Genomic DNA, 21,074 nt, shown 5'->3' with positions numbered 1-21,074 from the left:
TTAGCCCCCATGACCACCTCGAGTGCCTTTATCCTAAGCGACCGCATATGGCACGCAAGCCGCAGCACTTTTCTCCCCCAGGACCGTGTAACATGCGGTCCATCGTTCAGACTAATGAGCTCTAACCTTGCAAATCCCACCCGAACGCCTTGACCAGATCGCCAACCGCTTCGCTGAACTCGAAGCGCGTATGGCGTCGGGTACACTGGAAGGCGATGCCTTCGTGCAGGCGAGCCGCGACTATGCCGAGCTTGAGCCGGTGGCGAAGATCGCGGGCGAGGTGAAGGCGATGCGCGAAGAGATCGAGGGGCTCGAAGAGATGCTCGCCGATCCCGAGATGAAAGCGATGGCAGAGGAAGAGCTTGGCGCGATCCGCGAGGCGCTGCCCGAGAAGGAGCGCGCGCTCGCCATCGCGCTGTTGCCGCGTGACCGGGCCGATGCGAAGCCCGCCATGCTGGAAATCCGCGCCGGCACTGGCGGTGACGAAGCGGCGCTCTTCGCGGGCGACCTGTTCCGCATGTACGAGAAATACGCCGCCGAGCAGGGCTGGCGGGTCGAACCGGTCAGCATGAGCGCGTCCGAAGTGGGCGGCTTCAAGGAGATCGTCGCGAATGTCAGCGGCAGCGGCGTCTTCGCGAAACTCAAGTTCGAAAGCGGCGTCCATCGCGTGCAGCGTGTGCCCGTTACCGAAAGCGGCGGGCGCATTCACACCTCGGCAGCCACCGTCGCTGTGCTGCCCGAACCCGATGAGGTCGATGTGCAGATCGATCCGGGCGATCTCAAGATCGACACCTATCGTGCATCCGGCGCAGGCGGTCAGCACGTCAACACCACCGACAGCGCAATCCGCATCACGCATGAGCCAACCGGGCTGGTCGTCACCTGCCAGGACGGGCGCAGCCAGCACAAGAACCGCGAGAAGGCGATGCAGGTGTTGCGCGCGCGCCTCTACGAGAAGACCCGCGACGAAGCGCAAGGAGCAGAGGCCGAAGCGCGCAAGGCCATGGTGGGAAGCGGCGACCGCTCAGAACGCATCCGCACCTACAACTTCCCGCAGGGCCGCGTGACCGACCACCGGATCGGCCTCACGCTTCACAAGCTGGAAGAGGTGCTCGCCGGGACGGGGCTTGATGAGTTGGTGGAAGCGCTGATCGCAGAGGACGAGGGCAAACGGCTGGCGGCGCTGGCGCAGTGACCGTTTCACAGGCCCTGCGCGAGGCCGCCCAGCGCTTGGCGAGCACGAGCGACACCGCCAGGCTCGATGCCGAGTTGCTGATGGCTCACGCATTGGGGGTGAACCGGTCGGATATGCTGCTGCGCCACATGGCAGACCCCCGGCCAGAAGACTTTGCCGCCCTTGTCGAGCGCCGCGCCGCGCGCGAGCCGGTGGCTCACATCACCGGCACTCAGGAGTTCTACGGACGCGACTTCGCGGTCTCCGCGCAAGTCCTGATCCCGCGCGGCGATAGCGAGACCTTGATCGACGCGGCGCTTGAGACCGCCCCGCACGCCGGGCGCGTGCTTGATCTGGGAACGGGATCGGGTGCGCTGCTTATCACCGTGCTGATGGAGCTTGAGGATGCAACCGGCATCGGTATCGATGCGTCTGATGCGGCGTTGAAAGTGGCGAGGGACAATGCTCAGGCGCTTGGCCTCATCGGAGCACAGGCGCGGTTCCTGCTTCGCGATTGGCGCGAGGATGGCTGGGACGACAGTCTTGGCACCTTCGACCTCATCTTGTGCAACCCTCCCTATGTCGAGGAGGATGCACCGCTTGATCCTGATGTGCGTGATTACGAGCCGGCCTCGGCCCTGTTTGCCGGACCGGAGGGGCTTGACGACTATCGCGTCATCATCCCGCAACTGCGCAAGCTCTTATCGCCCAAAGGCGTCGCGCTGCTGGAGATCGGCGCCGCGCAAGGTGATGCGGTGAACGAAATGGCTCAGGGTCACGGTTTCGCGGTCCAAATGCGACATGATCTTGCAAATAGGCCACGCTGCGTGGTCCTTTGGTGACGAAAACGCCACAGGGGCTTGGCAAACCGGGTTCGGCTCGCTACCTCCGAATCAGGTCTCCGATCTGCGAAGGGCGCAAATCGGGCAGGCCAAGCTCCAAATTCGATGTCACACGGCCGTCAGGGCTCGCCCTCGGCCACAGGCAGCGCGGGGCGCTGCGCTCTGTCGGGCGCACAGACGAGAGGTCTAATGGCCAAGGGCGTATGCAATTACCCGCTGCGTCAGGTCGGTAACGGGATGAATATCCTTGAATAACAATCGCAACAATCGTCGCCGCGGTCGCGGAAATCGCAACAATCAGGGCGGCGCGAACAATCAGAACCGGATCGACAGCCGTGCACGTGGCAACGCGCCGCAGCTTCTCGACAAGTACAAGAAGCTTGCTCAGGACGCACAGCACAATGGCGACCGGGTTCAGGCCGAATACTACCTGCAGTTCGCCGACCACTATTTCCGCGTGATCGCCGACAACAAGGCTCGCCAGGACGAAGCGCGCGCCAAGCGTAACGACGGCAGAGGCGACGATCGTGGGCAGGCGAACGACGACAGCGACGAGGATGACGGCAACAACAGCCGCAAGAACAGCCGTCGCTCGCGCAACCGTCGGGACGAGCATGAATCGCGCGATGACGAATCGTACGAAGAAGGCGAACAGGGCGTGGAAGGCGAAGAGGTCGACTCCGAAGAAGAGCAGCCCAAGCCCAAGCGCCGTGCCCGCAAGCCCAAGTCGGAAGACACGGGCGACAAGCCGCGCCGCAAGCCGCGTCGCAAGAGCGATGAGGGCGCAGGCGAAGGTGAGATCGATTCGTCCGTTCTGCCGCCGTCAATCAGCGCATCGAGTGCGTCGGACGACGACGATAGCCTCGAAGCGGTAGGCTAATTCCAAGCCGACCGATCGAGGATCGACGAGGGATGGCCGGTCCGGCGCTGGATACCGATAATGGCACTCTGGCGGGTCTGAGCGCGCGGGCGGCGTCCTTCGCCTCACGCTGGCCGGGGTTGAGCGCGGCCTTGCTTGGGCTGGTCGCGGCCTGCGGATTTCCTCCGCTTCATGCATGGTGGATCGCGCTTCCAGCGCTGACGCTGTTCGCGGCGCACGTTCATGCCGCGCCGACCTGGAAAGGCGCAGCATGGCGCGGCTGGATGTTCGGGTGGGCGCATCTAACGCTTGCCAACAACTGGATTGCCACCGCTTTCACTTATCAGGCGAAGATGCCCGAAGTGCTCGGCTGGGCGGCCGTTCCGCTGCTGTGCGTCTATCTGGCGGTCTATCCGGCGCTGGCTGCGCTGGCGGCGCATCTGGCGGCAAAGCGTTCAGGGCCGCTTGCATTCGGAGCGGTGTTTGCGGCTGGCTGGATCGTCACCGAATGGCTGAGAAGCTGGGTTTTCACAGGCTATCCATGGCCGCCCCTCGGGCTGATGCTGCTTGGCAATTGGGATGCGCAAGGCGTCGCACGGCTTCTTCCCTGGCTTGGCACCTATGCCTTGTCGGGGCTGGCGATCTTGGTTGCGGCGATCTTCTTGTGGCTCGCCACGCGTCCCATGCCGTCAAAGTGGCACCGGGCAATCGCGCTTGTCGGTTTCAGCATAGCGGTGATCGTTGGGCCCATGATTGTGCCGCATCGAACCATGGACAACTCCGACATTGCCTACACTCTTGTCCAGCCCCTGATCCCGCAGGACGAGATCAATGACGGGACCAAGTTCGAAGAGCAGTTCCAGCGCACCGCGGATCTGACCCGGCCCGGCAACGACACTTCGCGCCTCGTCCTGTGGCCGGAGAGCGCGATCCCCGATTATCTCGAAGAAGGCTACCCCGACCGGTATTATCGCGCGACAACCTATGCTGCGAACCCGACGCTTGCGCGGGAGCGGATCGGGCGGGTGCTTGGCGATGACACGACGCTGCTGACCGGCGTTGTAAACCTCGACATCGGTATGCGCCCGGACGGCGTTCTGGGCGCGATAACTGCGCGCAATTCGGTCGTGGCGCTGAACGGTGAAGGGGACATCACGCACCATTACGCCAAGGCGCATCTCGTCCCATATGGTGAGTATCTCCCGCTGGAAAACTGGCTGGGTGCTATTGGCCTCGCGCGCCTGACAGCGGGCACAGTGCCCTATCAGCCTGGGCCGGGTCCGGGGACGCTGGACCTTGGGGAGCATGGGCTCGCCGGTGTGCAGATCTGCTATGAAATCGTGTTCTCGGGGCAGGTCGTCGATCGGGAAAACCGGCCCGACTACCTCTTCAACCCTTCCAATGACGGATGGTTCGGAAGCTGGGGGCCACCGCAGCATCTGGCTCAGGCCCGAATGCGAGCGATTGAGGAAGGTTTGCCCGTCCTGCGCGCAACCACGACCGGGATCAGCGCGGTGATCGACGCAAACGGCATCGTTCGCCAGAGCATACCGACCGGGGTCGCCGGCAAGGTGGAGGGCTTCGTTCCCGCTGCCAAGCCGCCGACACTCTTTGCGCGGTTCGGCAACGCGCTTGCGCTCACCTGGGCTGCCCTCATTGCAATTCTGGGGCTTGGACTGCCGAGATTGCTTGCGCTGCGGTCTGAGCGCAGCTAGTGCCCATGGCCATCCATATAAAGGTTTCCTTATGTCTGCATAAGGTGACCTGAGACGACGAACGAGAGTCACGGGAGGCCTTCCTAGGTACAACTATGCGCAGCGATTATCTCTTCACTTCCGAAAGCGTTTCCGAGGGGCATCCTGACAAGGTTTCCGACCAGATTTCCGACGCCATCGTCGATCTGATGCTGTCAAAAGACCCCGAAGCGCGTGTCGCTTGCGAGACCATGACGACAACGCAGCGCGTGATCTTGTCGGGCGAAATTCGTTGCAAGCCGATGTATGACGACAAGAACGAGGAGTGGGCTTTCAACGGCGGCTGGGCGCCGGGCGCGAAGGACGAAATCGAGCGTGCCGTGCGCTCCACCGTCCGTGACATCGGCTATGAGCAGGATGGCTTTCACTGGAAGACCCTCAACTTCGAAAACCACCTCCACGGACAATCGGCCCACATCGCACAGGGTGTCGATGCGGGCGCTGAGGGCTCCAACAAGGATGAGGGGGCCGGTGACCAGGGCATCATGTTCGGGTTTGCCTGCGATGAAACGCCAGACCTGATGCCTGCAACGCTCGATTACAGCCACAAGATCCTGGAGCGACTGGCAACGGACCGCCACTCGGGAGCCGCGCCATTCCTCGAACCCGATGCAAAGAGCCAGATCACGCTGCGTTATAAGGACGGCAAGCCCGTTGCCTGCACCGCGATCGTGGTCAGCACTCAGCACGCGCCGGGCTATGACGAGGGCGAGAAGGAAGCCGAGCTGCACTCTTATGTGAAGGGTGTGGTTTCGGAAATCCTGCCCGATGGCTTCATCTCGGACGAGACAATCTGGCACATCAATCCTACCGGAAGCTTCGTCATTGGCGGACCCGACGGAGACGCAGGTCTGACTGGACGCAAGATCATCGTCGACACCTACGGCGGGGCCAGTCCGCATGGGGGCGGAGCCTTCAGCGGCAAAGACCCCACCAAGGTCGATCGCAGCGCCGCTTACATCACGCGCTACCTCGCGAAGAACGTAGTTGCCGCCGGTCTTGCCAAGCGTTGCACGATCCAGATCGCCTACGCGATCGGGGTGTCGGAGCCGCTTTCACTGTATGTGGACACGCACGGGACCTGTGCAGAAAACATCGACGATGCTGCCATTGAAGACGCGATCAAAAACGTCGGCAAGCTCGGAGGTCTCACCCCTCGTGGCATTCGCGAGCACCTTGGCCTGAACAAGCCGATCTATCGCGTCAGCGCAGCCTATGGTCACTTTGGCCGGAAGGCAGACGGTGACCTGTTCCCCTGGGAGCGCACGGATTTGGTCGATGAGTTGAAGGCAGCTCTGGGCTGACCTGCTAGGGCGCAAGTCATGGCAGCGCCCGACATTACTAACGACACCGGCCGCATCATCGAGCTGGACGCCCTGCGCGGTTTGGCGGTGCTGGGCATCGCGTTGATGAATGTCTACGCCTTCGCGCTGCCGGTGCAGGCCTATGCCAACCCGCTGGTCTGGGGCGGGGAAGGCGCTCTCGACCGCTTGGTCTGGGCAGCCAGTTTCGTCTTTATCGAGGACAAGTTTCGCACACTTTTTGCGATGCTGTTCGGAGCAGGTTGCTTGATCCTGCTTGAGCGTTCGGGCGATGCTATCTGGCGCCCCCATCTAGCGCGCATGGCTGTGCTTTTCATGATTGGCTTTGTCCATGCCTTGCTGATTGCGAGTAATGATGTGCTGCGCGCTTATGCGCTCGCCGGGCTCGCCATCCCTCTGCTCGCACCGCTTGGCCACCGCGCACTTTATGCGACCGCTATCGGGCTCGTCGCGCTGCATGTGGGGGGCGGAATGGTCGCATTCGGCAGCGCTGTGGTCGATGTTTATGTCGGCAGGGTCGGCAGCGATGCGGCGCTTTTTGCAGAGCGACAATTCGGAAGCGATCCCGGGGCTCTCAACCATGCGCTCGAAATCGGGCGAGAGGGTTTGGGTGAAAGGATAGCCCGCAGGCTTGACGGGTTCGGCTCTCAATTGGCAGTGCTGGCAGCTTCGATACCGCTGAATCTGGCGGCGATGGCGCTGGGCATGGCGCTTTGGAAGGATCGCATGTTGAGTGCCCAATGGCGCACCTTCCGGCTTCAGCGCCTTGCCGCGATATGCGCATTGCTGGCGCTCCCGCCGCTTCTTGCCCTTGCATGGTGGGTTTCCGATAGCAATTTCGCGCCTGCCTTTGCAGGGGCAGCGGCCATCGTTCTGTCAGCCCCCTTCGATACGCTGCTGGGCCTTGGCTTTGCAGCGCTCGCCATGGCTTTCTTCGATCAGGAAGGAAGCATCACTGGTCGGCTTGCATCGGTGGGCAGGCTCTCGCTTACCAACTACCTGATGACTTCGCTGAGCTTCGCGTCGCTATTCGCGAGCTGGGGGCTCGGGTTGTTCGGTGAAGTGAGCAGGGCGCAGGGTTTCGCGCTCAGCATCATACCCATCGCAGCCATGCTCGCATGGTCGCCGATCTTGATACAGTGGTTTGGTCAGGGCCCATTTGAGCGCATCTGGCGCGGGATATCCGCGCGATTGAGCTAGTCGTCTTCGCCTAGCATCGGTGATGGCCGGTCGAGGGCGAGTTCGGCCTCGGAAAATGTGAACGGGCTGCGCACTCCCGGCATCCCGCCCAGATCGACCCGCATCCCGTGTGCGATCACTTGCGGATCTGCAAACACTTCGTCCAGATGGTTGATTGGCCCTGCTGGTACGCCCTTCGCCTTGCATGCGGCCATCAAATCGGCCTTCGACCAAGAGGCTGTCGCATCGGCGATGATCGCGTCAAGTTCGTGAGCATTTGTTACGCGTTCACCGTTGCCCGCGAACCGAGGATCGCTGGCAAGTTCCTGCAGGCCGAGCACTTCGGCAAGCCGCGCGAACAGCCGATCATTGGCAGGGGCGAGGATAATGTGCCCATCGCAGACCGGGAATACGCCGTAGGGCGCGACCTGCGCATGCGCATTGCCCATGCGCGGTGGATTCTCGCCGGTGGTAAAGTGATAGCTTGCCTGGTTCGCCAGCAAAGCGACCGAACAATCGAGCAAGCTCATGTCGACATGCTGCCCCTTGCCGGTCCTCATGCGCTGAATAAGCGCGGCCTGAATGCCGTTCGCCGCATATACGCCCGTCGACAGATCGCTGATCGAGATGCCCATCTTGACCGGCACACCGCCCGGCTCACCGGTAACGGACATGAAGCCGCTCATGCCCTGAATGACAAAGTCATACCCCGCCTCATGAGCGCGCGGACCGGTCTGGCCAAAGCCTGTGATCGAACAATAGACGAGCGCGGGATTGATCGACGAAAGAGATGCGTAATCGAGGCCGAATTTCGCAAGACCACCGGTCTTGAAATTCTCGATCAGAACGTCGGCCCCTCGTGCCAGCTCTACAATTCGCTCACGGTCGTTCTCGATTGAAAAGTCCGCGATGATCGAACGCTTGCCGCGATTGGCAGCGTGATAGTAGGCGGCCTCGCGCCGTGTTTCCCCGTCTGCGCCCGTGCGCTCCACCCAGGGCGGTCCCCACAGGCGCGTCCCGTCGCCTTCCGGGCTTTCGACCTTGATGACGTCCGCACCGAGATCGGACAGGATCTGTCCAGCCCATGGGCCAGCGAGGACGCGTGCAAGCTCAAGCACTTTGAAGCCTGCGAGCGGGGCTTTTGGATTGCGAGGATTATCGAGCCACATGTTTCTGGCTGCTGCGTCAGGCGGTGCGCCCGGTCAAGTCATTGCGCAAGAACGAGCTGCGAAACCCAATCTTCGACCGCCTGATTGTCAGTCATATCGCCGTTGAAGCGGTGGGCCGGGATGAGCGCCTCGTTGAACCCGCGCGCCCGCCCGCGATGAACCTTGAGCGGCAAGACACCGCCTACGACACCGGTTGGCAACGTGTATCGGCGCACTTCCATATAGACCGTGTCTGCCGAGGTCGGCAGGCCCACATGGGTCGCGCCCAATGCCAGCCAGAGGTCCATTGCATCGAGGCAGGCCGACATGCAGCGACCATCGGTGATGACATAAATCGGTGCCTCGATCGGTGGCTCGGAACTGTTTGTGTCGAGGAGGTCCGCATTTGCGTCGTCAAAGTTCGGCTCGCCCCAAAGCTCGGCGCCGCTCTCAAGCCCGGCGGTAATGCCGGCGATCGCTGATTCCAGATAGCGCTTGATTTCTGGCGTAACCTCGCCGCCTTCCTTCAGCCTTTCATAGGTGGTCACAAGATGATCGAGGTTCGCCTGCGACACGCGCCATTGGGCATAGTGGTCCTTCTTCGGGAGGGCTGCGATTGCAGCCTCTCCCCAAAGAACCTTCGCCATCTGATAAGACCAGTCGGACGATCCACCACCGTTGCCGCGAAGATCCAGCACCACTGCTTTTGCATCAGAAAGCTCGCCGCGGTCGGTGCGCATCTCGGCCAGCATCGTGTTCAACTCTGCTGCCGCATCAGAGCTTGGGTCGCCGTTGAAGCTCGGCATTGAGAACCATCGCAGGCCGCTTTCTGTGCTCTTGCTGGCAAATCCAGGGCGTGACGACTGCCCGAAACGTACTATTTCGAGCAATCGCTCCGTTGTGATAGGTTGCCAGTCGAGCGCAACATCCCATCGGCCGCCAGAATGTTCGAACACACAACGCTCGGCTGTCGGCACGTAACCGCTGCTCTCGTCAAAAAAGAGATATTTGCCGATCTGACGCCGCTGCGATTCAAGCGACCACTGCCCCCACATGGCTCCCTTGGTCGCTTCGGCGTATTCAGAAGCGGTCATACCATCGCACGAGACGAGTTTTGCGTTTACCGGGGCAGGTGATCGCTCGCCGGCAAAGGTGACCCGGATATCGCCCGCATTGTCGTAATTCGCAGCGAAGCCGGGCCACTGGAAATTGTTCGGAGTATTTCCGCGCGCGCCGAGCGAGAGGTGCCCGTCGTTAAAGGAGGACACGTAAATGCGCAGCGCGTAATAATAGTCGCCAAAACTATCGGCATTCTCCGCCCGTTCGAGCGCGAGCGCCAGTTGCTCCGCGTTGTTCCTGGCAAAGTCCGGGTTCTGTTCGTCGACCTGCCCGGGATGGTGCTCTGCCAGCATGTCGTGCAGAGCCTGCGCATCGCTTCGCAGCGCTTCGCTCCAGTCGCGCTCTTCAGGCATCTGAGCGGCGAGGTGGGCAGGTGCTGTTAGGAATGCAGCAGCGACGGCCAGCGCGAGAAGCGTCCGGCGCGCCGCCCCGATCACAGGGCAACCTCGTAGCTTGCGCTCGTGCTGGCCGCGATGTCTTCCTCGCTCACTCCGGGGGCAAGCTCGATCAGCTGGAAGCCTGCATCTTTCGCGGGTCGCAGGAACACGCCGAGATTGGTGATGACCATGTCCACCACGCCTGTACCGGTCAGCGGCAGCGTGCATTCGGGGATGAATTTGGGATCGCCCGCCTTGCTCGTGTGATCCATGACGACAATGATCTTCTTCACGCCCGCGACGAGATCCATCGCGCCGCCCATGCCCTTGATCATCTTGCCCGGGATCATCCAGTTGGCGATGTCGCCATTCTCAGCGACTTCCATCGCGCCGAGCACGGTCAGGTCGATATGCCCGCCGCGGATCATCGAGAAGCTCGTTGCGCTGTCGAAATAGGCGCTGTGCGGCAACTCGCTGATGGTTTGCTTACCAGCATTGATGAGGTCGGGGTCGACCTCGTCATCGTAGGGGAAGGGGCCGATGCCCAGCATCCCGTTCTCGCTCTGCAGCGTTACCAGCATTCCTTCGGGAATGTGGTTTGCGACCAGTGTCGGGATGCCGATGCCGAGATTGACGTAATAGCCATCTTCCAGCTCTTTCGCAGCGCGCGCTGCCATCTGGTCGCGGGTCCAGCCTTTCGGTTGGTCGGTCATCAATTGGGCCTTTCGGACAGAAGCGGGGTGGGTATGAGGAACCAGCCCTCACCAATCAGCGGCTCAAGCACCGCCGCATCACCGGGATTGAGGAGGTAGTCGTAAAGCTCATCGAAGTCGGATCGGTCATCGCCGGCGATGGCGATGAGGCAGGTCTGCTGAGCGAGCTGTTCGCGGCGGATCTGTTTGCGATCGTCGGGGCCGCGCATGAGCAGCAGCTGGTCGGCTCCCGATTCGTCGAGACCCGTGCGCGCAAGCGCATCGCGATACAGCTCCGAGGACGAAGACGCTCCACCCGATATCCATGCGATTGCGACGCCCGCAGCGCGCAACCGGTCGAGACCTGCAGCAAGACCCGCAGGCGGATTCCCTGCATCGAGCGGTGAAAACGTGCCTTCATTCGGGTCGAGATCGATCAGGACGGTGGGCTGAATACCAACACAACTGGCGCGGTCAGGTTCGAGATTGACCCGGTCGATCAAAATCGCAGAAGTGCGCGACTGGCCGGGTCTGAACTCGAACTTGCTCTGATTGGCGTAGGAAATCAGCGCGGTGATAGCGGTCGGGTCAGCGGCCGAAGAGGCCGACGCCGAAATCGGGATCACGGGCGACTCGTCGGATGAAGGCGCGGTCGCGATCGCGCTAGGGGCAGGCGCTCGGCGCTGGCTCGCGCTTGGGGCAGCGGTCGCTGCGGCAACTGTGCCCGCCGCCGTTCCCGTTGCAAGCGCTGCGGCTGCCTCGGAAGCGGAAACCGATCGCGTGTCAGCCGAGGTATCAGCAAGCGCTACCTCGGAATCGACCGCAATTCGGCGGACCTGGGCATTGTCAAACGCGGAAGGCTGTGCCGACACCTGAGCAGCTTCAGCTTGATCGATCGGACCAGCCAGCGCGGCCTCTTCACTTGCATCCGTCACCGGATCTGCGGCCTCGACAGCGACGGGGCTTGTTGCTTCCTGCGCTCCGGTTGCGGCAAATGCAGAGGCAAACTCTTCCGACGCCGATGGGGCGGTCTCAACGCTCGCTTCCGCCGCGACCGAATTTGTCACGGTCGCGGCAGGCGCAGGCGCCTCAACAACAGCCTCTTCGGTGTCCATGGCTATGCGGGCGGTCGAGCTGGTCTCAGGCGCAGGGGCGGAGCCACTGTCTGCCAATGCAGTATTGGTCGGCCTGGTCTCGACAATAACGCTGGGGTCGATGGCCGGTCCGGCGACTGCAGGTGTCGGTTCGTCATCGCCGTCTGCGACGCTGACACCCATCAAGCCGCTCGCTGCCAGCGGCACGACGGCAGCGACGCAGCCTTGCAGCATCGTCGCCGCTCCGGCGAGTAGCGCCAGTTTGTAAATCTTTCTCCCCTCCATGACCCGCTATGCCTCCTCGCGCTCTCTTACGGTGCGGAATTCGATTTTCTTGTCGTAGGGTGCCCCGAGTACGATGCGGTTCACAAATACGCCCGGCAGATGGATCGAGTCAGGATCAAGCGCGCCTGCTGGTACAATCTCTTCGACCTCTGCAATGCAGACCTTGCCGCAAGTCGCGGCCGGCTGGTTGAAGTTGCGCGCGGTCTTGCGGAAGATGAGGTTGCCGGTTTCATCGGCCTTCCAGGCTTTCACGATGGCAAGATCGGCGAAAATTCCGCGCTCAAGGATGTAGGTCGAGATCACGCCGTCCTGGTCGGGAAATTCCTTGTGTTCCTTGCCTTCTGCCACCTGTGTGCCGACACCTGTTTTGGTGTAGAAGCCGGGGATGCCTGCGCCGCCTGCGCGCATACGCTCAGCCAAGGTTCCCTGCGGACAGAATTCGACTTCGAGCTCGCCAGCGAGATATTGCCGTTCGAACTCCTTGTTCTCCCCGACATAGGATGAGATCATCTTCTTAACCTGCTTGGTACGCAGGAGCTTGCCGATCCCTTCATTATCGATACCAGCGTTGTTGCTGGCGAAGGTAAGGCCCGTGACGCCGCTGTCGCGGATCGCGTCGAGCAACCGTTCCGGTATCCCGCACAATCCGAAGCCGCCCGATGCGATAAGAAAATCGTCGGCGATGACCCCGTCGAGCGCAGCTGCGGCGTCAGGAAAAATCTTTGACATGAATTGTGCCGGTCCCTTGCAGTTCAATCGAGCCCTGAAAGCGATGTCAGGGACTTAACTCGCTGATTGATTAGTATGTTGTGCCGGTCATGTCACGGGCGAGGATCGCACCCCAGATTATCGGACCCCTTCGCACCGCACTGCAACATGAACCGAATTTCAACTTGCACTAATTTTGGGCTGATGATCAATAATTAGTCAGCTCTCGGTGCAAAAAATGTCATAAATCTCGCATTAATCGCGGATTAAGTTGCAATACTTGCAATTCGCAGTGCGGCTTTCGCATTTGCACAAAAACGAGCCTGCGAGCATATCTGATTGTGCCTTTTAGGCATCCTCTCCCAAACTTTCACAGCCCGGCTTCGCGCCGGGCTTTTTTTTGGCCAGTGGTTCTGCCCATTCGCACCGGATCAATCAGGCATCTTGTCGGTTTGCATAAAGTTCCGCCGTTTCCTAGCTAGCGGACAGCCATTCTATTTGCCGATCCCAAACGACCAGAGGACTTGCCCATGGCCGACGCGCCGAGTGAAACTGACGCAGCAACTTCAGATCGCACGGTGCGCTTGCAGGTCGCGCCCGCCAGACAAGAGGAATCGGGGCAGGGAATAGCCCGTATGCCTCGAACAGCCTTCAAACAGCTTGGGATTACAGAGGGCGATGTTGTCCAGATCAGCGGGAAGCGCGCCACGGCTGCTATCGCGATGGCGGCTTATCCTGAGGACGATTCGCTTGATGTGGTGAGGCTTGATGGCCTGCAGCGCGGCAATGCCGAGGCCGCATCGGGCGAACATGTAGAAATCGTCGTTGCCGAATCGCGCCCGGCCACCCGCGTGGTCTTCGCGCCGGCACAGCGCGAAATGCGGCTGCAAGGTCCGGCGCAAGCGCTCAAGCGAAACTTCTTCAAGAAGCCGATTACAGCCGGCGATCTTGTGGCAACGACCGGACAGCAACCGGTGCAGAACATGCCGCCCGACGTCCGCCAGATGCTGCGCGCCCCTGCCTATGCGCTAACGCAGATCAGATTGTCGGTTCACGCGACCAGCCCCAAGGGCATCGTCCACATCGACGAAAACACCGAGGTCGAACTGCGAGCCGAGTTCGAAGAACCGCGCGATGCGCGCGGCATGGTCAATTACGACGATGTCGGCGGCATGGAAGACACCATCCAGCAATTGCGCGAAATGGTCGAGCTGCCGCTGCGCTATCCGGAACTCTTCACCCGTCTTGGCGTCGACCCGCCCAAGGGCGTGTTGCTTCACGGCCCACCCGGCACAGGCAAGACTCGCCTCGCGCAGGCGGTCGCCAACGAGAGCGACGCCGAATTCTTTACGATCAATGGCCCGGAAATCATGGGGTCGGGCTATGGCGAGAGCGAAAAGCGCCTGCGCGAAGTCTTTGAAGAAGCGACCCGCGCTGCGCCCGCGATCGTGTTTATTGATGAGATAGACTCAATCGCACCCAAGCGCAGCGGTGTACCCGGCGAGGCGGAAAAGCGCCTTGTCGCCCAAATGCTGACCCTGATGGACGGCATCGAATCGCGCGCGAACCTCGTGGTGATCGCAGCAACCAATCGCCCGGATGCGATCGACGAGGCTTTGCGCCGTCCGGGCCGGTTCGACCGGGAAATCGTAATCGGTGTCCCCGACCAGCGCGGCCGCCGCGAAATCCTCGCAATTCATACGCGCGGGATGCCGCTGGAAGAGGCGGTGGACCTGTCCGAACTCGCCCGTGTCACCCACGGCTTCGTAGGGGCCGATATTGCAGCACTCGCCCGAGAAGCGGCCATCGACGCCGTGCGCCGGATCATGCCGCGCCTCAATCTCGAAGAACGCACCATCCCGCAGGACGTGCTTGAGGACCTGTGTGTCACGCGCTCGGACTTCTTCAGCGCCTTGAAGCGCATCCAGCCATCGGCAATGCGCGAAGTCATGGTGCAGGTGCCGAATGTCGGCTGGGACGATATCGGCGGTGTCGGCGACGCGATCGACAAGCTCAAGGAAGGCATCGAACTACCGCTCAAGAACGCAGAAGCCTTCCGGCGCCTGGGTATCCGGCCAGCGAAAGGTTTTCTTCTCTACGGCCCTCCCGGCACCGGCAAGACCTTGCTCGCAAAAGCGGTCGCCAAGGAAGCCGAGGCGAACTTCATTTCGATGAAGAGCTCAGACCTTTTGTCCAAGTGGTTCGGAGAGAGCGAGCAACAGATTGCCAAGCTGTTCGCCCGTGCGCGTGCGGTCGCGCCATGCGTGGTCTTCATTGACGAGATCGACAGCCTCGTGCCCGCTCGTGGAAGTGGACAGAGCGAGCCGCAAGTGACAGGGCGCGTCGTCAACACGATCCTTGCCGAGATGGACGGGCTAGAGGAGCTGCAATCGGTGATCGTCATCGGAGCAACGAACCGTCCCGCACTGGTCGATCCAGCGCTGCTGCGTCCCGGACGGTTCGATGAGCTGGTCTATGTCGGAACGCCGGACGAAGAAGGCCGCGAGCATATTCTTGGTATCCATACCAAGGCCATGCCGCTTTCGGACGATGTCGATCTTGCCAAGATTGCGAAGAAGACAGCCCGCTTTACCGGCGCCGATCTCGAAGATGTGGTGCGCCGCGCCGGGCTTGGCGCGCTGAGGCGGATGGGCGGCGACGTCAAAGCTGTCGACATGCAGGATTTCGAAGATGCGCTTGAGGATAGCCGGGCGACCGTTACCCCGCGTATGGAAGCCGAATATCGCAAGATGCGCGGAGAGCTCAAAAAGCGCGCGGCGGAGGCCAATCCGATCGGGTTCTTCGCACCCGACACGCTTGCGCCGTCACGCGCCAGCAAGCACGGCACTGACGAAGAGGCCTAGGGCTCGCCTGCCTTGGGGTGTCCGTGTGGCACTTCGAGGCGGTGACGGATCAGGACTTCTTCCATGTTTTCGCGCAGCCATGCCATCATATGCTCGCGCACATCGCAGCGCAGGGTCCAAAGATCGCCGGGGTTCTCTGCACTCACGACGATCCGCAGCTCCAGGCTTTCAGGATAGGCCTCTGTAACGGCGAGGCCATGGCTGCGGCCATCGAACAATTCGTGCGTTTCGATATAGCGCTCGAACTCGGCGCGGATGGGGGAGACGTCGGTGATCGGGTCGAGATGCAGGAACACCGTGCCGGTGAGCGTCTCATCGAGCCGTGACCAGTTCTCGAACGTCTCGTCGAGGAACCGGCTGGTTGGTACGACCAGCACCCGGTCGTCCCATGTACGCACGGTGACGAAGCTCATGTGGATTTCCTCGACCCGGCCTGTGTCGCCGTCGACCCTGACCATGTCACCGATGCGCATGGGTTCGGTAAGCGCAACCTGCACTCCGGCGATTAGCGACTTGAGAGCAGGCTGAGCCGCAGCGCCGATGGCGAGAGCTGCAAGACCGGCAGATGCGAGCATAGTCGTGCCGATTGCCCGAACCGATGGGATCGAAAACAGCATCAGGCCCACGGTGATGACCACGATGGCGAAAACTACGATCCGCGATAGCACCGCAACGCGGGTACGGCGGCTGCGCGAAGCAACCGGATCGGCATCGGCCATCCGCAATTCCATCGCGGCGGTCAGTCCGCGAACGACGTTGTAGGCAATCCAACCGAGGAGGGCGGGGCGCAGGAAGCGTGCCAGCGGCTCCCACAATTCGCGCAAAACTGGATCGGTTTGCGCCGCCAGGGTGACGCCAATGGCGAGAAAAGACCACTTGATCGGTTGGCGGATCCGCCGGACGACGATCTCGTCCACCGCCACGTCCGACAGGCGCGCGATACGACTGACGATCTTGAACACGACCAGGTAGGCAATATAGCCCAGTGCGATCGCCACCAGAAAGGCGATCCCCGAAACCGCGACTTCGTCCCAGTTGATCGACCAGTTGCCGTTTGCGTATGTCTGGATCAATGCGCCGCATCCCAGGATGGGCCCGTGCCGATATCAACGGCGAGCGGCACGTCGAGAGAGACAGCCGGCAGCGCGGCGTCGGCCATGACGCGCTCTATGATCGGCGATGCTTTCTCGACATCGCTTTCGGGCAGTTCGAAAACCAGTTCATCGTGCACTTGCAACAGCATCCGCACGTCGCCGAGACCTTCATCGCGCAGAGCCGGCAGCATTCGTACCATTGCGCGTTTGATGATGTCGGCACTGGTCCCCTGAATCGGCGCGTTGATAGCTGCGCGCTCGGAGCCCTGACGCTCGGCCTGGTTCTTCGAATTTATCCGCGGAAACCATGTCTTGCGACCGAAAAGGGTTTCGGAATAGCCGCGTGTCCGCACGCTTTCGAGCGTTTCCATGATGTAGCGCTGGATGCCGGGAAAGCGCTTGAAATAGGTATCGATCATGTCCTGCGCTTCGTCGGGATCGACTTCGAGCCGCCCGGCAAGCCCCCAGCGTGAAATGCCGTAGAGTATGGCGAAGTTGATCGTCTTGGCGCGCGCGCGGGTGTCGCGCGTGACCTCACCGAACATCTCGGTCGCGGTGCGCGCGTGAATGTCCTCACCGTTGGAGAAGGCCTCCTTGAGCGTGTCGACATCGGCCATGTGCGCGGCAAGGCGCAATTCGATCTGCGAATAGTCGGCGGCGAGTAAGACGTTGCCGTCATCGGGGACGAAAGCTTCGCGAATGGTCCGCCCGATTTCGGTGCGGATCGGGATGTTCTGAAGGTTTGGGTCTGTCGAAGATAGCCGCCCTGTCTGTGCGCCAACCAGGCTGTAGCTGGTGTGCACGCGGCCCGTCTTGGGATTGATCTGTGCCTGCAAAGCGTCGGTGTAGGTCGACTTGAGTTTCGACAGGTGCCGCCATTCCAGCACCTTGTCGGCGATCGGTTTGGCAGCGTCGTCCTTCGCGAGATTTTCGAGCACGGACTGATCGGTCGAATATGCGCCGCTCTTGCCCTTCTTGCCGCCCTTGAAGCCCATTTTGTCAAACAGGATTTCGCCCAGTTGCTTGGGGCTCCCGACAGCGAATTGCTGTCCGGCGATTTCGTGGATTTCCTTTTCGAGCGAAGCCGTGGTGGCAGCGAATTCCTCCGACAGTTTGGCCAGGCGCGCGCGATCGACCCTGATCCCCTCACGCTCCATTCCCGCAACGACCGGGATCAACGGCCGATCGACGCGTTCGTAGATCTTCGTGCCGCCTTCTTCCGAAAGGCGCGGCTTGAGCACGCGATAAAGCCGCAATGTTACGTCGGCGTCCTCGGCAGCATATTCGGTCGCGCGGTCGAGCGGGACTTCGCCGAACGGGATCGCTTTCTTTCCGGTCCCGCACACGTCTTTGAAAGCGAGCGGTTTGTGCAGGAGGTGGCGTTCGGACAGTTCGTCCATCCCGTGACCGCCTCCCATGCCTTCGCCGCGGCCAGCGTCGAGGTCGAAACTCATCACCATCGTGTCTTCAATTGGCGAAACGTCGATGCCGACCCGCGCAAGGACATTGAGATCGTATTTGCCGTTCTGGAAGACCTTGAGAACGCTGTCGTCCTCTAGCATCGGCTTCAGCGCGGCAAGTGCGTCCTCCATCGCGATCTGTTCAGGCTTGTCAGAGAACATGTCGGTCCCGCCATGCGCGAGCGGGATGTAACAGGCATCGTTCGGCGCAAGAGCGAGGCTGACGCCGACGAGATCGGCGACCATCGAATCAAGCGACGAAGTCTCGGTATCGACCGCGACAAGCCGCGCTGCCGTGGCGCGTGCGATCCACTCGTTCAGCCGGTCCAGCGTTTGCACGGTTTCATAGGCGCTACGGTCTATCTTGGGCGTCTCAGGGAGCGGCTGGCGATTTCCGTCAGCCTCGCCCTTGTCTCCCGCTTTTTGAGCCTTGGCGGGGTTCAGATCATTGGGCCGGTCAGGGCTTCCTGCTCCTGCACCGAGTCGCTTCAGAAGCGACGTGAACCCGTGCTTTTCAAGAAATGCTGCGAGCGGTTCGGTCGGTATGCCTTCCAGCTTCATCTCGTCGATAGGCATCGGGAGGTCGCAATCCTCCTTCAGCGTGACAAGAACGCGGCTCATCTCAGCATCGTCGCGACCTTCGATGAGGCGCTCCTTCAGCTTCGACTTCTTCATGCCGGGCGCCTGATCCAGCGCGGCTTCCAGCGATCCGTGCTCGGAAATGAGCTTGGAGGCTGTCTTTGGCCCGACCCCGAAAATGCCGGGAATGTTGTCGACGCTGTCGCCCATGAGCGCGAGTACATCGCCAACCTTGTCGGGCGTCACACCGAATTTTTCCTGGACTTCCTCGATATAGATTCGCGCGCTTTTCATCGTGTCGAGCATGTCGATGCGCGCACCGTTCTCTTCGCCGACCAGCTGCATCAGGTCCTTGTCGGAGGAGACGATGGTAACGTTCCAGCCCTCGCGCTGGGCAGCCCTTGCGTAGGAAGCGATGAGGTCATCCGCCTCTAGCCCCGATTCTTCGATACACGGCAGACTGAAGGCGCGGGTCGCATCGCGGATCAGTGGGAATTGCGGGCGCAGATCCTCGGGCGGTTCGGGACGGTTTGCCTTGTATTCAGGGTAGATATCATTGCGGAAGCTCTTGGAATCCTTATCAAGAATCACCGCAAGGTGCGTCGGCCCGTCCGCTGCATCCAGGTCGTCGGCCAGCTTCCAGAGCATCGTCGTGTAGCCATAGACGGCGCCCACCGGAGTGCCCTCCGGATCGGTGAGCGGGGGCAGGCGGTGATAGGCGCGAAAGATGTATGACGAACCGTCGACGAGATAGAGGTGCTGCTGGTCAGATGACATGGCCGGTGTGCTAGCACCGCTTCGGTTTGCGCGTAAGCCGGTTTGACTGGGGTCATGCACCGATAATTGTGTGCGACGGGCCGCGATGAACCGGTTGCAAAGAACGGCCGAATTGAGGCGGAAAAAGGGCAATTATGACCGATTTCGCCACATTTCGCTTGTATCGCCACATTTCGGCCATTATTTAGGCATCGGAGCCGGGGGATCATCCGGCTTTGGCAGGGCCTTCATTTCGAAGCCCGCCAGTTCCATTCGCTGAACAAGGAATTTGAATTATGCGTAAGATCGTTCTTGCTGCTGCAATCGCAACCTCGGCTCTCGGCCTCGCTGCATGTGCTGAAGAAACTGCTGAAGCCGACGCTGAAGTAGACGCAATGGCTGCTGAAGCCGACGCAATGGCCAACGAAACCGCTGCAGAAGTCGACGAAGCTGCTGCTGACGCCGAAGCTGCTGCCGAAGGCGCTGCTGACGACGTCGAAGCTGCTGCTGAAGAAGCTGCTGCCGACGCTGAAGAAATGATGGAAGGCGAAGGCGAGTAATCGCTTAAGCTTGCATCATCGCCCTCACGGCAATGCAAAAGAAAAGGCGGTGCCCATCGGGTGCCGCCTTTTTCTTTGGCAAATTTAGTTGGGTCCATCAGCCGCCAGTGCGCGGTGCAGACGTCCAGTTGCGGTTCTGGCGCGCGCGCGCAGCGAACCCGTCATACAGAGCGCGAGCAATCGACGCGATACGCGCTTCGCGATTGAGGCGTGTGCCCTGCCCTGTGACATAGATTGCAACCGCAATCGCGCGACCATCCGGTGATTCGATGATGCCGATATCGCTGGACGTGTTGTTGAGCGAACCGGTCTTGTGGCTCACCACAGCTTCGTCAGGCATGTTGGCTGGGATCCGGCGACGGCCTGTTACCGTGCGGCTCATCGCGCCAAGCAGCACCTGGCGGCTCTGATCCGAGAGGAAGTCGCCGCGATAAAGGCCTTGGAGCAAGCGCACCATCGCGCTCGGCGTCGCAGCGTCACGCGGGTCGATCCAGTTCGCCGGATCATACTCGCCATCGTCCCGCACTAGCGTAGCGATATCGCGGTCTATCGAGAAGTCGGTGATGCCTTGGCGGCGCATCCAGTCATTGACCTTTTCAGGTCCGCCCACAGCGGCGAGCAACGCGTCGGTCGCCGGATTGCTGGAACGCGTGATCATGATTTCGATCAGGTCGATGGCGGGCATGTAATTGCCCTTGCGCACCGGAGCAGCTGGCGAGGAAAACTTTGCCGATCGGATCGGGATCAGCAGCGGGAATTCGGACGTCAGCGAGTATTTGTTCTGCTCGACCATTTCGAGATATGCGGCAGCGACCGCGATCTTGCTAGTCGAAGCCATCGGGAATAGCTGATCTCCAAGCACCGACACGCTTTCGCCGGTAGCCAGGTCCAGCGCAGCCACGCCGATGCGACCGCGGCCGCCGTCAGCCAGTTCGGCAATGCGCTGTTCGAAACTGTTGGCGTAGATCGCCTCGAATGTTTCGGGCGCGCGAATCTCAGTGCCGAATGCATCATCAAAATTCGCATGAAGGTCATTGGTCTGCGCATTTGCAGTGACAGAAAAGGTCGCAGCGACAGCGGCAACGAGACCAAAGAACCGGGAGCGATGTTTGAGAGCCATCAGCGATTATTACTCCGAACAGGGTTAGCGACGCCTTAATCGCGCAGTCTGATAGGGCGGATTCGTCGCGGCAAGCACTCGATTCGCC

16 protein-coding genes are annotated in these 21,074 nt (G+C 61.1%); 8 read left to right on the top strand and 8 right to left on the bottom strand.

The window, feature by feature from the left end:
* Window positions 1–127: 127 nt before the first annotated feature.
* The 6 genes from prfA to CD351_RS00990 all read left to right on the top strand — a co-directional run bounded on the left by prfA (window position 128) and on the right by CD351_RS00990 (window position 7,151).
* On the top strand, window positions 128–1,195 hold the full coding sequence (gene prfA / locus CD351_RS01015; RefSeq protein WP_111990901.1) for a peptide chain release factor 1: 1,068 nt from the start codon (window positions 128–130) through the stop codon (window positions 1,193–1,195).
* Window positions 1,192–2,016, top strand: a complete 825-nt coding sequence (prmC, locus tag CD351_RS01010) for a peptide chain release factor N(5)-glutamine methyltransferase (protein ID WP_111990900.1) — start codon at window positions 1,192–1,194, stop codon at window positions 2,014–2,016. The genes prfA and prmC overlap by 4 nt, the downstream gene beginning before the upstream one ends.
* A 247-nt stretch (window positions 2,017–2,263) precedes the next feature.
* Window positions 2,264–2,896, top strand: coding sequence for a DUF4167 domain-containing protein (locus tag CD351_RS01005; RefSeq protein WP_111990899.1), 633 nt, complete (start codon window positions 2,264–2,266; stop codon window positions 2,894–2,896).
* A 32-nt stretch (window positions 2,897–2,928) separates the two neighbouring features.
* The gene (gene lnt / locus CD351_RS01000) at window positions 2,929–4,590 is read left to right on the top strand and encodes an apolipoprotein N-acyltransferase (protein WP_111990898.1); all 1,662 of its coding nucleotides are present in this window, start codon (window positions 2,929–2,931) and stop codon (window positions 4,588–4,590) included.
* A 95-nt stretch (window positions 4,591–4,685) separates the two neighbouring features.
* On the top strand, window positions 4,686–5,933 hold the full coding sequence (gene metK / locus CD351_RS00995; RefSeq protein WP_111990897.1) for a methionine adenosyltransferase: 1,248 nt from the start codon (window positions 4,686–4,688) through the stop codon (window positions 5,931–5,933).
* A gap of 18 nt (window positions 5,934–5,951) precedes the next feature.
* On the top strand, window positions 5,952–7,151 hold the full coding sequence (locus tag CD351_RS00990) for a DUF418 domain-containing protein (RefSeq protein WP_111990896.1): 1,200 nt from the start codon (window positions 5,952–5,954) through the stop codon (window positions 7,149–7,151).
* On the opposite strand, the gene CD351_RS00985 is transcribed toward CD351_RS00990, so the two are convergent.
* Genes CD351_RS00985 through CD351_RS00965 form a run of 5 tightly spaced genes read right to left on the bottom strand, consistent with a single transcriptional unit; the run spans window position 7,148 to window position 12,574 of the window.
* The gene (locus CD351_RS00985; protein ID WP_111990895.1) at window positions 7,148–8,299 is read right to left on the bottom strand and encodes a CaiB/BaiF CoA-transferase family protein; all 1,152 of its coding nucleotides are present in this window, start codon (window positions 8,297–8,299) and stop codon (window positions 7,148–7,150) included. The genes CD351_RS00990 and CD351_RS00985 overlap by 4 nt on opposite strands.
* Window positions 8,300–8,337: 38 nt before the next feature.
* Window positions 8,338–9,834 (bottom strand): S41 family peptidase, encoded by a 1,497-nt coding sequence (locus tag CD351_RS00980; protein ID WP_111990894.1) that lies wholly within the window; start codon window positions 9,832–9,834, stop codon window positions 8,338–8,340.
* Window positions 9,831–10,487, bottom strand: coding sequence for a CoA transferase subunit B (locus tag CD351_RS00975; protein ID WP_111990893.1), 657 nt, complete (start codon window positions 10,485–10,487; stop codon window positions 9,831–9,833). The genes CD351_RS00980 and CD351_RS00975 overlap by 4 nt, the downstream gene beginning before the upstream one ends.
* Window positions 10,487–11,845, bottom strand: a complete 1,359-nt coding sequence (locus CD351_RS00970) for a hypothetical protein (RefSeq protein ID WP_111990892.1) — start codon at window positions 11,843–11,845, stop codon at window positions 10,487–10,489. Before CD351_RS00970 ends, CD351_RS00975 begins: the two co-directional genes overlap by 1 nt.
* 6 nt (window positions 11,846–11,851) lie before the next feature.
* Window positions 11,852–12,574 carry a CoA transferase subunit A gene (locus CD351_RS00965; RefSeq protein ID WP_111990891.1) on the bottom strand — a complete coding sequence of 241 codons (723 nt, stop codon included), beginning with the start codon at window positions 12,572–12,574 and terminating at the stop codon, window positions 11,852–11,854.
* A gap of 509 nt (window positions 12,575–13,083) precedes the next feature.
* Between CD351_RS00965 and CD351_RS00960 the strand changes: the two genes are divergently transcribed.
* Window positions 13,084–15,417, top strand: a complete 2,334-nt coding sequence (locus CD351_RS00960) for a CDC48 family AAA ATPase (RefSeq protein ID WP_111990890.1) — start codon at window positions 13,084–13,086, stop codon at window positions 15,415–15,417.
* Here CD351_RS00960 and CD351_RS00955 read toward each other — a convergent pair.
* A complete protein-coding gene (locus tag CD351_RS00955) occupies window positions 15,414–16,490 on the bottom strand; it encodes a mechanosensitive ion channel family protein (RefSeq protein WP_111990889.1) in 1,077 nt (358 codons plus the stop codon). The genes CD351_RS00960 and CD351_RS00955 overlap by 4 nt on opposite strands.
* Window positions 16,487–19,327: a DNA polymerase I gene (polA, locus tag CD351_RS00950; protein WP_111990888.1), complete on the bottom strand. Its 2,841-nt coding sequence runs from the start codon at window positions 19,325–19,327 to the stop codon at window positions 16,487–16,489. Before polA ends, CD351_RS00955 begins: the two co-directional genes overlap by 4 nt.
* Before the next feature lie 275 nt (window positions 19,328–19,602).
* Here polA and CD351_RS00945 point away from each other — a divergent pair, with 275 nt between their 5' ends.
* Window positions 19,603–19,866, top strand: coding sequence for a hypothetical protein (locus CD351_RS00945; RefSeq protein ID WP_111990887.1), 264 nt, complete (start codon window positions 19,603–19,605; stop codon window positions 19,864–19,866).
* Between the two features lie 97 nt (window positions 19,867–19,963).
* Here CD351_RS00945 and CD351_RS00940 read toward each other — a convergent pair whose 3' ends face one another.
* Window positions 19,964–20,986: a serine hydrolase gene (locus CD351_RS00940; RefSeq protein ID WP_111990886.1), complete on the bottom strand. Its 1,023-nt coding sequence runs from the start codon at window positions 20,984–20,986 to the stop codon at window positions 19,964–19,966.
* Window positions 20,987–21,074 lie beyond the last annotated feature (88 nt).

Source organism: Erythrobacter sp. KY5 (assembly GCF_003264115.1).
GTDB lineage: Bacteria > Pseudomonadota > Alphaproteobacteria > Sphingomonadales > Sphingomonadaceae > Erythrobacter.
The sequence above is the reverse complement of the archived record's forward strand: the minus strand, read 5'-3'. Positions and strand labels throughout refer to the sequence as shown.

What these genes read in the sequence shown, in the direction of transcription:
- CD351_RS00960 (WP_111990890.1), top strand. Translation starts at nt 13,084, where the DNA reads ATGGCCGACGCGCCGAGTGAAACTGACGCAGCAACTTCAGATCGCACG.
- metK (WP_111990897.1), top strand. Translation starts at nt 4,686, where the DNA reads ATGCGCAGCGATTATCTCTTCACTTCCGAAAGCGTTTCCGAGGGGCAT.
- CD351_RS00985 (WP_111990895.1), bottom strand. Translation starts at nt 8,299, where the DNA reads ATGTGGCTCGATAATCCTCGCAATCCAAAAGCCCCGCTCGCAGGCTTC.
- polA (WP_111990888.1), bottom strand. Translation starts at nt 19,327, where the DNA reads ATGTCATCTGACCAGCAGCACCTCTATCTCGTCGACGGTTCGTCATAC.
- CD351_RS00945 (WP_111990887.1), top strand. Translation starts at nt 19,603, where the DNA reads ATGCGTAAGATCGTTCTTGCTGCTGCAATCGCAACCTCGGCTCTCGGC.
- lnt (WP_111990898.1), top strand. Translation starts at nt 2,929, where the DNA reads ATGGCCGGTCCGGCGCTGGATACCGATAATGGCACTCTGGCGGGTCTG.
- CD351_RS00970 (WP_111990892.1), bottom strand. Translation starts at nt 11,845, where the DNA reads ATGGAGGGGAGAAAGATTTACAAACTGGCGCTACTCGCCGGAGCGGCG.
- CD351_RS00990 (WP_111990896.1), top strand. Translation starts at nt 5,952, where the DNA reads ATGGCAGCGCCCGACATTACTAACGACACCGGCCGCATCATCGAGCTG.
- CD351_RS00940 (WP_111990886.1), bottom strand. Translation starts at nt 20,986, where the DNA reads ATGGCTCTCAAACATCGCTCCCGGTTCTTTGGTCTCGTTGCCGCTGTC.
- CD351_RS00965 (WP_111990891.1), bottom strand. Translation starts at nt 12,574, where the DNA reads ATGTCAAAGATTTTTCCTGACGCCGCAGCTGCGCTCGACGGGGTCATC.
- CD351_RS00975 (WP_111990893.1), bottom strand. Translation starts at nt 10,487, where the DNA reads ATGACCGACCAACCGAAAGGCTGGACCCGCGACCAGATGGCAGCGCGC.